At 38.0% G+C, this 14,651-nt stretch carries 12 protein-coding genes and 1 pseudogene; 1 reads left to right on the forward strand and 12 read right to left on the reverse strand.

Annotated elements, in window-relative coordinates; translation table 11 throughout:
• Positions 1 to 92 precede the first annotated feature (92 nt).
• From ccsB to BGM26_RS09225, 8 genes are all read right to left on the reverse strand, one after another.
• Entirely contained in the window at positions 93 to 1,271 is a 1,179-nt protein-coding gene (gene ccsB, locus BGM26_RS09190) for a c-type cytochrome biogenesis protein CcsB (RefSeq protein WP_217039533.1), read from the reverse strand.
• A 16-nt stretch (positions 1,272 to 1,287) separates the two neighbouring features.
• Complete coding sequence (resB, locus tag BGM26_RS09195) at positions 1,288 to 2,913, reverse strand: cytochrome c biogenesis protein ResB (RefSeq protein ID WP_217039534.1); 1,626 nt, start codon at positions 2,911 to 2,913, stop codon at positions 1,288 to 1,290.
• A 20-nt stretch (positions 2,914 to 2,933) separates the two neighbouring features.
• Positions 2,934 to 3,458: a thiol-disulfide oxidoreductase ResA gene (gene resA / locus BGM26_RS09200; RefSeq protein ID WP_217039535.1), complete on the reverse strand. Its 525-nt coding sequence runs from the start codon at positions 3,456 to 3,458 to the stop codon at positions 2,934 to 2,936.
• A 356-nt stretch (positions 3,459 to 3,814) separates the two neighbouring features.
• Positions 3,815 to 4,537 (reverse strand): 23S rRNA pseudouridine(2605) synthase RluB, encoded by a 723-nt coding sequence (gene rluB, locus BGM26_RS09205; protein WP_217039536.1) that lies wholly within the window; start codon positions 4,535 to 4,537, stop codon positions 3,815 to 3,817.
• 375 nt (positions 4,538 to 4,912) lie between these two features.
• Positions 4,913 to 5,506, reverse strand: coding sequence for a cell wall hydrolase (locus BGM26_RS09210; RefSeq protein ID WP_217039537.1), 594 nt, complete (start codon positions 5,504 to 5,506; stop codon positions 4,913 to 4,915).
• A gap of 315 nt (positions 5,507 to 5,821) precedes the next feature.
• Positions 5,822 to 8,236, reverse strand: coding sequence for a heavy metal translocating P-type ATPase (locus tag BGM26_RS09215; RefSeq protein WP_217039538.1), 2,415 nt, complete (start codon positions 8,234 to 8,236; stop codon positions 5,822 to 5,824).
• Positions 8,237 to 8,310: 74 nt separating this feature from the next.
• Positions 8,311 to 8,517 (reverse strand): copper chaperone CopZ, encoded by a 207-nt coding sequence (gene copZ, locus BGM26_RS09220; protein ID WP_217039539.1) that lies wholly within the window; start codon positions 8,515 to 8,517, stop codon positions 8,311 to 8,313.
• Positions 8,518 to 8,532: 15 nt separating this feature from the next.
• Entirely contained in the window at positions 8,533 to 8,880 is a 348-nt protein-coding gene (locus BGM26_RS09225) for a metal-sensitive transcriptional regulator (protein WP_254119170.1), read from the reverse strand.
• A gap of 295 nt (positions 8,881 to 9,175) precedes the next feature.
• On the opposite strand from BGM26_RS09225, the gene BGM26_RS09230 reads away from it, so the two are divergent.
• Positions 9,176 to 9,739 (forward strand): TVP38/TMEM64 family protein, encoded by a 564-nt coding sequence (locus BGM26_RS09230; protein ID WP_217039540.1) that lies wholly within the window; start codon positions 9,176 to 9,178, stop codon positions 9,737 to 9,739.
• 164 nt (positions 9,740 to 9,903) lie between these two features.
• Here the strand turns inward: BGM26_RS09230 and BGM26_RS09235 are convergent, their stop codons facing one another.
• From BGM26_RS09235 to BGM26_RS09245, 4 genes and pseudogenes are all read right to left on the reverse strand, one after another.
• Positions 9,904 to 10,104 (reverse strand): hypothetical protein, encoded by a 201-nt coding sequence (locus BGM26_RS09235; protein WP_217039541.1) that lies wholly within the window; start codon positions 10,102 to 10,104, stop codon positions 9,904 to 9,906.
• A gap of 698 nt (positions 10,105 to 10,802) precedes the next feature.
• Positions 10,803 to 11,750 (reverse strand): methyl-accepting chemotaxis protein, encoded by a 948-nt coding sequence (locus tag BGM26_RS21930; protein ID WP_483297801.1) that lies wholly within the window; start codon positions 11,748 to 11,750, stop codon positions 10,803 to 10,805.
• Positions 11,745 to 12,515: pseudogene (locus BGM26_RS21935) on the reverse strand (HAMP domain-containing protein); the annotation flags it as partial. The gene BGM26_RS21930 and the pseudogene BGM26_RS21935, both read right to left, overlap by 6 nt.
• 580 nt (positions 12,516 to 13,095) lie before the next feature.
• Positions 13,096 to 14,391, reverse strand: a complete 1,296-nt coding sequence (locus BGM26_RS09245; protein WP_217039543.1) for a VTT domain-containing protein — start codon at positions 14,389 to 14,391, stop codon at positions 13,096 to 13,098.
• Positions 14,392 to 14,651: the final 260 nt, after the last annotated feature.

Raw genomic sequence — 14,651 nt, forward strand, 5'->3', positions numbered from 1 at the left:
CAAGTGCCCTCCGCTCCAATCAACTCAGATTATTAAATAAAAATCACATTATAAAAGCAACATACTTTACGAAAACAGCCTTATCAAAAGTACTATCCAGCATATGAATGCAGACCAGCAATAACAAGGTTAACTGCTACTAAATTAAACATAATAATTACAAAACCAATGACGGCAAGCCAGGCTGACTTTTCCCCGTGCCAGCCTTTTGAAAGACGCAGATGCAAGAAGGCTGCATAAAATAGGAATGTAACAAGTGCCCACACTTCCTTTGGATCCCATCCCCAAAAACGTGTCCAGGCTATTTGTGCCCAAATCATTGCAAAAATTAAGCCGCCAAGTGCGAATATCGGAAATCCAATTAATACAGACCGATACCCAATCTCATCAACTAAATCAAGATTGATTTTTTTTACGATTGGTTGTAATGCTGCAGCAATACGTTTACGGAGTACTAACCTAAATAATAAGTATAAAATGATACCTGATCCAAACGACCAAATAACCGTATTCAATTTTTTCGCATTAATAATTGCTGGTGTTTCAAGGCTTGGGTTAAATTTTCCTGCTGTCATCAATTCGCCTTGATGCGGACCAACAAGAGCTGGCATGGAATATTCTAAGGTGGCTTCCTGGTTATTTTTATCTATCCAATTGAAGCTTGCCTTATAATCCATTGCCGAAAAAGTAGAAGTTATAATAATAAAACCCAACGTACAAACTAATCCAAACATGATCGTCTCTAACCAAAAAGTGCGTCTACTTGATTTTGATTGATCGACAGACTTCACTAAATAAAGGATTCCTGCTACAAAACTAATTGATAAAATCGCTTGCCCTACTGCTGTAGTGGTAACGTGAATATAAAGCCAATGACTTTGCAATGCTGGGATCAATGGCGAAATGTCTCTCGGAAACATACTTGCATATGCAATTAGCAGCAATGCGATTGGCATCGTAAATACGCCCAATAAAGGGGTCCTATACATAAAATATATTACAATAAATGCACCAACTAATGCCATTCCAAAGAAGGTAATAAATTCAAACATGTTACTGACTGGTGCGTGGCCGCCTGCAATCCACCGAGTGATAAAATACCCTAATTGAGCAATAAAACCGATAATGCTTACTAGCAGTCCAAGCTGTGACCATCTGTTCGGCCCTTGCTTTTGATTCCTTTTATCCTTTATCGAGCCTGCAAATAAAATAGTGGCAAAAATATAAAGAATAAAGGCTGTATATAATAAATTTCCGCTTAAAATAACCACCTAGAGGGTTCCCTCCTTATTCCGATTTTTCGATTTCCGTTTGATCACCGGGTTCGTTAATACCGGTGCCTTCTAAAACACCTTGAATTTCCCGTTTTAAACCATGCCAGTTTTTATTTGTGTGCCCAGCTATCCAAACTTCTCCATTTATCCGACGAATCCATATGCGACGGTGGGTCCAATAAGAGCCTTGAGCAACACCAATCATGAAAATGACTCCGCCCAATGCAATGATCCATAATGTTAGATCTTTACGGACAGTTAAAGCTGTCACATTTTTTGTCTCTACACCACTAAAAGCCATTTTATACTCATTATCTCCAAATGGCTCAATTGTTTGACGGATGGCAACGAAGCTGATCTCTCCAGCCGGTTTATCTGGAGTAAACATTTTAAAAACAAAGGCAGGGTTATTCGGGATTTTAGATTTTGTAACCGGCTCCTTATTTTTATCAAATTCAAAATCAGGAAAATAACTCATTACTTCGACTGAGTAACCGTTACCGAGATCATATCGATCTTTAGGATCATATAAATCGATTGTAATCTTGCCAAACACTTCATTTGTCTTTTTATTTGCAAGTGCAAATGTCATTTTATTCAATTCGTCTAATTTATAATCAACTTGATATAAGGCAAAGCCTTCGAACTTTAGAGGTTCGTTGACTCGAATCGCGTAATTCTTTACTTTTTCAAGCTCAGGTTTTTCACCAGCAACTGCTTCCCCTATCTTTTTATAAAGAGTTACATTAGACTGATAGTTTTTTGCTACCATACCGGTGCGTTCAATTGCTTCACTAAATGCTTCATTATCTTTATCTTTATCATAAACTTCCAGTATAAACCGGTCGTTCGTTAAATAATACTCTCCGTTCGTTTCCGGGATCACCTTCGTTTCTCCTTCACGAAGCCATAGAATCTTATCAATATACATGCCAGGAACAAAACGAAGCATGCCACCGATTAAGAAGATAATTAATCCGATATGATTGACGTAAGGACCCCATCTTGAAAATCGGCCCTTTTCAGCAAGAATATTCCCGTCTTCTTCGCGAATATTGTATCTTTTGGCTTTTAATTTTTCTTTCACCTTCGTGTAGGATTGGTCAAGGTCTGCAGCTTCTGAAATCCCAAAAAGTCGCTGACGTTTTAAGAAGCCTTCATGTCTTTTGACAAGTTGGTTTTTTAATGCGCGGTATAATGGGATTACACGGTCAAGACTGCAAATGACTAATGAAATTCCAATCGATGCAATTAAAACTAGATACCACCACGAACTATAGAGATTATTAAATCCAAGGTCATAATACAGCTTACCGATCCATCCGTACTGATCTTCATAATACTCTGCTGCTGGCATAACAGGAGGAATATACATTTCTTGAGGTAAAATGGTTCCAAGTGCCGAAGCAATAAGTGTGATCACAATTAGCCAGACACCGACTTTTACAGATGAGAAAAAGTTCCATATTTTATCAACTATGGTTTTATTATATGTCTGCGAGCGTCGGGCACTTCCTTCATAGCGCATATCAACAAGCTTCTTATCCTTTTCACGCTCTTCCAGAACCCTTCCGCATGCTTCACAAAGAATCGTTCCATGCGGGTTCACATGCCCGCATTCACATTTTACGTCATTCATTATTAAAAACTCCCCGTAACTTATGGTTTAACCTGTTCCATTAAGTCTTTAATCATTTCCTCTGTCAATTGCCCTGTGTGGTATTTAACGACTTTTCCATCTTTATCAATCATGTAAGTCGCAGGAAGAGTACCGATTTTGTATGCGGTTTGCACTTGCCCATCCGAATCTTTTAAAATTGGAAAAGCTAAGTTTAATCGATCTGCAAATTTCTGCACTGCAAGCTCCGATTCGCCTACATTGACAGCTAGAATCGTGACACCTTTGTCTTTAAACTGATTGTATTGGTTATTCATATATGGCATTTCTCTTTCACAAGGCTTGCACCAAGTACCCCAGAAATTCAAAAAGACGCCCTGTCCTTTATAATCAGAAAGCTGATGCTTCTCCCCATTCATATCAACAAGTACGAAATCAGGCGCGATTTCCCCAATGGCGACCTTTTTAACATCTTCTTTTGTAAAATTAGCATATAAAGTGTAAGCGACGGCAGCCCCTAATAAAAGCAAAATAACCGTCCTAGTCACTAAACGCCTTTTTTTCATGAAAATTCCCCCTAAAAAACCTGAACCGCTTTCAAGAGGGGTTTATCATATGTAAGGACTCAGATAAATGTCTATATTTTGCCAATAAATTTCGGCTTGATAAACCCCTTTGATAAATCCAGTTAAAAATCAACACCGTTCATCCCATGGAAAATGGATGTTAACGGAGGTTTGTCCTTAGACTGTTTAATTGATCCGTGCGATTTGATCTTAATTATATCATTTATCAACATACTGATAATGTTTACAATGTGAAGTAACTGTGACACTTCTATGAAATTTTTCCTTTATAAGGCTCTTTTACCTAAAATTAATTTGTGGGAATAATTTTCTTCATAACGTCTTTTTTAATATCATTATTTTTTTTGCGCGATGACACGTAATTGTTTTACCTCATGGGCTGTTAATTCCCTTGCTTCTCCAGCTTTCAATCCTTGAAGTGTTAACGAGCCATATCTTTCCCGTTTTAATTTCATGACAGGATGGCCAATCGCTTCGAACATCCTTCTTACTTGCCGGTTCCGGCCTTCGTGAATAGCTAGTTCAATGATAGCTGTTTGTTTCTGCTTGTCCGCGGAAAGCAACTTTGCCCGCGCTGGAGCTGTCTTCCCATCCTCTAGTTGAATGCCTCGTTCAAGACTTCTCATTTTCTCACGGGACGGAATTCCTTTCACTTTAGCAACATACACCTTTTCAACTTCGCTTTTTGGGTGCATGAGCAGATTGGCAAATTCCCCATCATTCGTTAAGAGCAGTAAGCCTGAAGTGTCAAAGTCCAAACGCCCAACTGGATAAATCCTCTGTCTAATATTCTGGAGGTAATCCGTTACGACTTTTCTCCCTTTATCATCGGCAACACTCGAAATAACCCCTCTAGGTTTATAAAGAAGAAAATAAACCGGCTCCTCCCGCTCAACAGGAATACCGTTTACTTCTACACGATCGGAAGATGATACTTTTACCCCGAGTTCCTTTACTGTTTTTCCATTTACTTTTACATGACCTTCACTAATTAACTCCTCAGCCTTTCTGCGTGAAGCAAATCCAGCATGAGCAATTACCTTTTGTAATCTTTCCATTTATGTCACCCCAACTAGGTATAAAATAAGGACATCTCTATTTCTATCCTAATGAATTATGACACATTTCGGCATGTTTTCAAAGTTATCGCTTTTTACATAAGGCTGTTTTCGTAAATTTTGTTGCTATTTAACCAAAATGAGGTCTAGTTGATTTCCGCTCCAGGATGCTCGCTTTCCGCGGGGCGGGCGGTGAGCCTCCTCGGCGCCTTGCGCCTGTGGGGTCTCACCTGTCCCGCTACTCCCGCAGGAGTCTCGCACCTTCCGCTCCAATCAACTTCATACAAACCTATTTAAAAACAACAATCATTTAGAAAATAAAGAACACCAATCAAATTAAGTGATTGGTGTTCTAATTGAGATCATATATTAATTTTATCGAGCAAAACGATGATTACCAATCGTTACTGTCACTTCACGGGAAAATATCCATTTACTTGTTGACGTCTTTGGATTATAGAAAAACAAAGACCCTTTCCCCTGTCCTCTAAAGGCTAAAGCTTCTTCTACAGCCTTCCTTGAGGCATTATCTGCTGGTTGATTGATTGCTCCATCTTGAACAGGTGTAAATGCATAATGCCCACTATGGATTTGATAGATAACATCTCTTACTGTATTTGGGAAGCTTGGGCTATCCACTCTGTTTAGGACGACAGTAGCAACTGCCACTTTTCCTGCGTAAGGTTCCCCCTTAGCTTCAGCTGAAACAAGTCGTGCCAACAGTTCTTTATCGGCTTCTGAAATTGTGGCTGGTATAATCAGTTTCTCTCCCGGATATAGTAAGTGAGTAGACTTGTTATTTACTTTCATCAAGTTGTTCACTGAAACCCCATATTTGTTTGCAATGATCCAATAAGTTTCACCCTTATGTACAAGATGAGTATTTGTTGCTGCGTCTGTTTGAGAATTAAAACTAAATAATGAAAGTGCTAGAACAGGCACAATCAGCAGTTTCTTAAACTTATTCATACTTATTAACCTCCTAGTTTTATCATAGAATGATTTACTAGTAGGCTAACAGATGTAATAATGTTATTCATGCACCAAAATATGCCACTTCGATAAATATCCCTGTCTTTCCTAAGAATACTAATATCAATTTGATAACGGTAAAACATGGGTACATGTATAAACTCACAAATACTTACTTTAGAAACAAAACTTGGATCATATGTAACAAAACTATTTCGATCATGTAACATCCGAATTCTCAGAAAAAAACAGCCTTGAATAGTAGGCTGAAGCTTAAATTCTATAACTATTTTTCATATTTGTGTTCACTACTTATAATTTAACCCTTTGAAGACGAAGTGCATTTAGAACAACTGAAACGGAACTGAAAGCCATGGCTGCTCCTGCTAGCCACGGTGCAAGAAAACCAAAAGCAGCAACAGGAATTCCGAGTGTGTTATAGGCAAAGGCCCAAAATAGGTTTTGTCTGATATTACGAATCGTTTTCTTACTCATAAATATGGCATCGGCTATACTGTTTAAATCTCCTCGAATTAACGTAATATCCGCAGCTTCCATTGCGACATCTGTTCCTGTACCAATCGCCATCCCAATATCAGCGATCGCTAATGCAGGGGCATCATTAATTCCATCCCCTACCATGGCCACTTTCTTGCCCTGCTGTTGAAGCTTTTTAACTTCTTCGGCTTTTCCTTCAGGTAGTACCTCAGCGATTACATGCTCAACTCCAGCTTGCTTGGCAATTGCTTGTGCAGTTTGCTCGTTATCACCTGTAATCATAATGACATCAAGTCCCATGTCTTTTAACCTATTGATTGCCCCGGCGGATGTTTCCTTAATCGTGTCTGCAACCGCAACTATCCCAGCATATGCACCATTTATAGCTGCCAACATCGCTGTTTTACCTTGCTTCTCGAGAGTACTCATTTCCTCTAATACATGTTCAATTTCTACATTAAACTTTCTCATCAAACGGCGTGTACCAATGAGGATTTCTTTATCATCAATGATCGCTTTAATTCCATAGCCAGGAATGGCTTCGAACCCTTTCACATCCATTAGACTTATTTCCTTTTCTCTAATCCCCTCAACGATTGCCTGTGCAAGCGGATGTTCAGACTGCTTTTCTGCTGACCCAACTAATGATAAAAACGCTGTTTCTTCAAGTTCTGTTATTACATCAGTCAAAACCGGGGTTCCATTCGTGATCGTTCCCGTTTTATCTAGGATTACGGTGTTGATCCGGTGAGTCATTTCGAGATGCTCTCCACCTTTAAAAAGGATGCCAAATTCCGCCGCACGGCCTGATCCTGCCATAATTGATGTCGGCGTTGCCAATCCAAGTGCACACGGACATGCGATAACAAGAACGGCAATCAATTTTTCAAGTGCTTCTGCAAAATCTCCAGGAACAACCACAAAATACCAAACCAAAAACGTGAGAATTGCGATTCCAACAACGATTGGAACAAAGACTCCAGAAATTGAGTCTGCTAGACGTTGAATAGGAGCCTTTGAGCCTTGAGCATCTTCGACTACTTTAATTATTTGCACAAGAGCCGTATCTTTTCCTACTTTAGTAGCTTTCATTTTTATAAATCCATTTTTATTAATCGTAGCACCAATAACAGTATCGCCAACCGTTTTATCAATCGGAACGCTTTCCCCTGTAATCATTGATTCATCAAGAGCGGATTGTCCCTCAATTATCACACCGTCTACTGGAATTTTTTCACCTGGTTTTACGAAGACGATATCTCCTGTAACGACCTCTTCCAGCGGAATTACGATTTCATGGCCATCGCGTTCAACAGTAGCTGTTTTTGCCTGTAAGCCCATGAGTTTCTTAATCGCCTCTGACGAACGGCCCTTTGCTTTTGCCTCGAACAGTTTTCCTAGAATAATTAACGTAATCAGTACCGCACTTGTTTCGAAATAAAGGCCATCTGGAATAACATCCCTTCCCGCTGCTTCAATCGCTAAATACACACTATAAAAATAAGCGGCAGATGTTCCCAGTGCAACTAATACATCCATATTTGCACTCTTATTTCTTAGAGCTTTATAAGCACCAACATAAAACTGTTTTCCAATATAAAATTGTATAGGTGTAGCCAAAGCCATCTGTACCCATGGGTTCATGAATGCATCGGGTACATATAGGAAGGAAGTGAAACTGAAATGACCTGCCATCGCCCAGAGAAGCGGAAGGGATAGAATCATTGAGAAAATAAACTTCCTTTTCTGTTTTTTTATTTCTCCCAGTCGATGGTCAACTTCGTCTTTCTCATTTTCTTCGCTTTTGATACTTGCGCCATAGCCCAGCTTTTCGACTCTTTGCGTCATATCTTTTGGTGAAACAATCGCTGGATTGTACTCCACAGTAGCTTTTTCAAGAGCGATATTGACTGTTGCGCCAATGACTCCTTCCATTTTATTAAGCCCTTTTTCAATTCTTGTTGAACATGCCGCACATGTCATGCCAGTGAGGACTAACTCAGTTTTATTGGTAACGACATCATAACCAAGGTCTCTGATTTTTTTCTGTATGTCAGCTGGGCCCGTTGCAGCTGCGTCGAATTTTACCGTCGCTTTTTCAAGGGCGAGATTGACGTTTGCATCTGAAACACCTTCTATTTTTTTTAATCCTTTTTCAATACGGGTGGCACACGCTGCACAAGTCATACCAGTTACTTGAAATTGACTTTCGAGAATTTTTTCATTCATATTAAAATCTCCTTATACCTATAGTGGGTATATTTTTTTGAAAAAGAGAGCGTGCTTTTTAAGCACGGCCTCTTTTAGATTACATCATATCCTTGATCATCAATCTCTTCTTTAATTTTATCTAAAGACACCTCTGACGACCTATACTCTACGTCCACTGTACCATTTTCCAGGTGAACTTTTACATTAGATACACCTGCTAATTCCCCAACACTTCCTTCAATGGCTTTTACACAGTGTCCGCACGACATGCCTTTTACATTTAAAGTTGCTTTTTCCATCATCAAACATCTCCCTTATTTTTTCATTAGTTTTTGAATCGTGATTAGTACCTCGTCTAAGACTTCCATGTCTCCTTCTTGAAGCCGATCAACAACACAGCCTTTTAAATGTCCTTCTAAAAGAATCTTTGCCACACTATTCAATGCAGCTTGTGTAGCAGAAATTTGCGTAATCACATCATCACAATACGTATCTCTCTCAATTAAACCTTTGATTCCGCGAATCTGTCCTTCTATCCGGTTTAACCGAGTAACGAGGTTTTTCTTTACTGTCTCAGAATGATGGCTTTTTCTTTCACTTACGCTTGAACAGCAGCTTTCCTCTTCTGTTAACAAAGAATTATTTTCAAATTCTGATTCCATATGGCCTCACTCCTTGAATACATTATATTATACCCCGGTATAGTATGTAAAGATGAAAGTCATGTGTTTTTGATAAATATGGAATTTTTGTGAATGAACTTATTTCTGGCACCCTTCCCATTTGATTTTCCCCAATCGATAAGATTATATTTTCTAAAGCCATTGAGTCTCTAATATTCAAACCTACAAACTAGAAATATACGATGAATAAACATCGATAAAGTTATTTTTGATATATTCGGTCTTGAAACCTTAATGGGGTATAGGGTATAAACAAATTGGGGAGGAATATATTATGGAAGATTATTTGCTAAAATGGTTTCCTGCTAATCCATTTCTTACTGTTATTATCAGTATTGGTTTAAATATTATTGTAGCCATATCCGGGATATTGCCTAGCGCCTTTATTACAGCAGGTAACATTGTCTTTTTCGGGTTTAAAACGGGATTGCTCGTTTCGATTGCTGGTGAAGCAGCCGGAGCGATTGTTAGTTTCGCCTTATTCCGGAAAGGATTAATGAAATTTTCAACACGGTTAAAAAAGCCCGAAACTAAGCTTTTACGAAAGTTAAGAAATACAGCAGGTGGAAAAGCAGTATTACTTGTGCTTGCTCTTAGAATTTTGCCATTTATCCCATCTGGTGCTGTTACACTCGCAGCAGCCTTTAGTAATATGGGATTACTATCATTTAGTATTGCTAGTACGTTGGGTAAGATCCCCTCTTTATATATAGAGGCATACTCTGTAGATCAGGTACTCTCATTAAAACCGGGATGGCAGCTTGGTATCATTCTTTTATTTCTTATTATTGTAAGCTCTTATTATCTTATAAGAAGAAAACGCAAAAGGACAATTTAGATGGAAGTTGGTATTAAATAAACAGTAAAAAGCCGCGATTTAATATTTATTCGTGGCCCATTTAACATTGGAATGCATTATATTTGATGCATTTGATTTTCGTCCAGTTATTAATTTCTAAAATTCTCTTAAGGAGTAACCTACTCCTTATTAAATTGCATTTGTCAGCCACCTTCTATACAAGTAGCGGTTGAACTTCCAACAAGATCATTTAATTCATTTAGAAGAATGGAAAGACTATCAGATTTAATCAATGTTTCCAATTTCTTTTCTGTAAGTGGTATATGATGTTTTTTAAAAATATTCGCTGTTTCTCTCCAAACTTCAACGATCGCTTTTGGTGACATATTCGATTGTATGACCAACTTTGAAACCTCCTCATTGGCGTGATTCCAACAATAGTTTTGAAAGAGCATTTAATCGATCCTAATTTCTATAGCCCCCAGTAAGTTATTGTATCAAGAATTCCTAAAACTAGCATAAGCCCGCCTGCTAATTTGGCTGAAAAAACTATACATCAGTTAACTTCTCCTTATCTATTAATCTTATTCTATCATTTTCTGCTTGTTACTCTTTCAGCATTGCGGTGTTTAGGGTAATTTCATCCCTTCGTTTTAAAATAGTGTGGCCGTTCTGTAAAGACTGCTGAAAAGGTAAAGCTTTTTAAAAGGCTGTTTTCGCATATATTGTTGTTATTGTCTATAAAGTTTGCCCGTTGATTTCCGCTGCGGACACTTGCTTCCGCGGGGAGGGACGGGAGCCCTCCTCGGCGTAACCGCCTGCGGGGTCTCCCGCTTCCCTCTATTCCCGCAGGAGTCAAGTGTCCTCCGTTCCAATCAACTCAGATTATTAAATAAAAATCACATTATAAAAGCAACAAACTTTTCGAAAACAGTTTTTTTAAAACATTGAAGATTCTCAGCCAAATACAGAAAACAAAAGAAGCTAAAAACCTATATGTAGTAAGGTGATTAGCTTCTTTTTCTCTTTAAACGGATTTTATCAGTACCCCTCGTTCTGTACGTCCATATTTTTTCAGGCTTACTCTGTGTATTGTAATACCCTATAATTTAAATTTGTTTGCAATGACTTCCATATCAAAAGCCATGGAAGCTAATATTTGAATCGCTGAGTTGATTTCTTCCATTGATGCGGTCTGTTGCTGTGATGATGCAGAGACTGTTTGCATGCTGGCGGAAACTTCTGAGGTGATTTTCTCGATGGTTTCTACATCTAAATTAGCGTTTTGAATGTCATTATTAATTCTAACAATTCCCTGAAAAACTTGCTCAAAATCATGTGTATTCGTTTTGATCGATTCATTGATTTGCAGGAATGTTTGCCCGGCATTTTCCACCTTGATCATGCCGACTTTCACCGCTTCATTCCCATCATTTGTTACTGAAACGGCTTCATTTGTTTTTTCTTCAATTTCAACAATGATATTAGTTATATTTGAAATGCTTTTGGAGGTTTCTTCTGCTAAACTTCTAATTTCATTTGCGACAACCGCAAAACCTTTTCCGTGTTCACCAGCCCTTGCTGATTCGATCGATGCATTTAAGGCAAGAAGATTCGTTTGCTTAGATATATTCGTAATCATTTTAAGAATTTCTCTTACTCGTGCAGACATATGGTTAAGCTCTCCCATTGCAACAGTGAGATTGTTCGTTTTCTCTTGGATGTTTTTCATATGATGGACAGAGTCTCTGATAAGATCATTTCCTTCGGCCGCTTTTTGCAATACCTGCTGCGAATGAGATGCCGTGCTGCTGATTTTTTCAGTCATAGAACTCGTATTTTGAGTGATATTTCCAAAAGCATCTTTCACTCTTGTAAGATTAGCAGCTTGATTCTTAATTGAATCTGCAACGGTCTGATAAGTATTCGAAACATCTTCTACAATAGTAGTTACCCCCATTACATTGACGGTCAACTCTTCAGAAGATGCGGCAATTTCTTTAGAACTATTCGAAGAAAGATGTAAGCTTGCTTTCAAACTCACAACCATCTGATTAAAATTTTCAGTCAGTTCGTGTATTTCACCAGTGGCTTTTAAATCTTGCATATCGAGGGTTAAATCCCCTTCTGAAATCCTTTTTGTGTATGTTGTCAGCTTTTTCAATGGCAAAATTGTTTTTCTAACAAACAGAATAATGGTTAGTCCTGCAATTAAAAGGGAAATGACACCAACAAAAATCGTCGTAGCAACCATGCTCCAAGTCCGATCTGTTAGAATCTCAGCGTTGAAGTCAATGGCGCTGATGGCAATTAACTCCTCATTCGGATCATGGTTTTTAAAAATTGGGGCATATCCCGTCAATCGCTTCATTCCAACAAATTCATAAACATCAGAGTAAACTGGCTTTCCCTTCTCTATTAATTGTGTAAGGACATCTGAATTGACCGGAATAGTATCACCAATTTTAATACCTTGGGATTGGAAATTATGATCAGCAATAAGCACTGTTCCATCAAGTGATAAAAGGGACTGGTTCTCAAAAATCGGCTTATGGGCTACGGTCCAACTAATTTTCTCATTAAGTGCGTTCACCTCAGAATAACTTAAATCTAGCAGATTAGTAATATCCTCATTCGTAAGCAGACCGGTTGTGATATTTGCACAACCAATTAACTCAATACCTGCCGCTTCTTTAACCTTAAAATATGTCATTTGGTAAGTAGTAAAGGAAATGATCACGAGGCTAATAAGTACCACGATGGAAACAAGCCAGCTTAATCTTGTAAGAATAGACTTTTTCACAATATTCCTCATTTCATTCAACTTTTTAGTATTTAGTATGGGAAAATTCTCCTACTCCTCTTTTATACATTAAAAATTTTGACCACGACCGTGATATATGTCACATAATATCATTGAATCGGTGTACAAATGGTGTCAGTCACTGCTCGTGAATGATCCTTCCGGCTCTTATTATTTAAATTTATTTAGATCATGAAAAATGTGATACCAAATTGAAGTATCACATCCGTTTATTGAATTAAATTTTAATAGAAGGAACCTACTCCTTAATCAAAGGCAGTTGACAGCCACCGTGTATACAAGTAGCGGTTATACTACCAACAACATCATTTAATTCATTTATAATGATTGCAAGAGCATCAACGTCAACCAATGATTCCAATGTCTTTTCTATAAGTGGAATACTATGTTTTTTTAAAATTAAGCAGGTGCCTGCTCTAAAAGACACAGATATCAGAACGTACACGTTGACAATACATAAACGAATATCACCCTTCTACCATAATCTGTATCTGATAAGATGCGCTCAGAGTACTTAAGTTGTTTAATGTTGCACTATTCTTTCCCATCCCTTTTATTCAAAATGCCGATTCTATTTAACATCCATGCGTCGCAGCAACCGGAAAATCTCGATTAAAAGAATGTTCAATCCTAACCAGACTCCACCAAATACATAGGCAGCAGCCACATCACTTGGGAGTTGAACTTCCAAGAACAAACGGCTGAGGGCAATTAGAAATAAAATTACAAGTGCTGTAATAGGAACGAATGTACGAATCCAAACTTTTCTGGCTGTACGAACAGATATAAATACGAAAAAACCGTAAATCACAAAAGTCATTAATGACTGTTCGCTTGGAAATGCATAAAGCAGCTGATCCATTAACGAATAATTAAGGGGTGAAAATTTATGAAAAATTCTCCTTAAAGATTCTTCATACAGTTCTCCGCCGAATACAACAATCATAAATGATAATAATTCAGTGATTTTATCCCTGCCTGTCCATAAAATCCAAAATAGTGTAAAGATAATCAGCATAATAAGAAACTGTCTAGATCCCATAAAGGAGAGGAGGACCATGGCTTCTGTCCAGTCTTCGTTAAAAGTTAATGGTATTAATACATCCATAATTTCGTTAAAATCCTGAAATTCATTCCCCAGAAAATCCTCTATCATTCCAATCATCAGAATAATAAGTCCCAACGTTATCACTGCTGTAAACGAAATAAGAAGCCCCACTCGTTTCCGGGAATGAAATACCTTCATGGTCAGATTTAATATATTAATCGCTGCATTTTTTATCTCAGATTTATACTTTTTGTATATATAGATAGCTGTTAAAACGAAGGCAGCCACAATACTTCCAATTATAAGGTACTTTTTTATTGAACTGTGAAACAGCTCCCACTTCGGACCCAATATCTTGCCTAAAGTGACAAATACTGTCACCCATAGGAACGCCCCGCTATAGGCAAACAGCGCATACGTACGAAACGGAATCCGGGTAATTCCCGAAAAATAACCTGTTATATGTCTGACCCCGGGGATGAAATAGGCAATAATTAACAGTTTATTCCCATGCTTGCTAAACCAGAAAGAAGTTTTTTCGATTCGTTCCGGGCCCATATGAAAACGATGCCCATATTTTCCGAAAAAAGGAGGTCCTAACTTGCGGCCTATCCAATAAGAAAGGGTCATTCCAATAGAGGTGCCAACCCCTGCAATTAAAATGCTAAACACCCAGTTTAAATGCCCTTGGTAAACGAGAAATCCACTGTAAGTCATAAGGAGGTCGCCTGGCAATGGAAGTGCAATCATTTCTAATAAAAGTGCAAAAAATAACACAATGTATCCGAATTGATCGATATAAGCTGTAATGTTACCCAAGGTCAGTCCTCCTTTTTCTTTTTTCTAAGCCAAAATTATATGAAAAACTTTAAACCCTTTAACAAAGCGCGAAGGCATACATCTAGCTTTTTCTCAAAGGACCCTACTTCTACCATTGTCTCCTGCTTTTCCATCACTATTCCATTCTGATAATAATTAATGTACTACTCCGAAATAAATATCAAAGACGTTGGCCCTTGAATTGCCAACGTCTTTTAATTAGGCTCTTTTCGCATATATTGTTGATTTTAGCCTTGAAT

Source organism: Bacillus sp. FJAT-29790, assembly GCF_019039215.1.
GTDB lineage: Bacteria > Bacillota > Bacilli > Bacillales > Cytobacillaceae > Cytobacillus.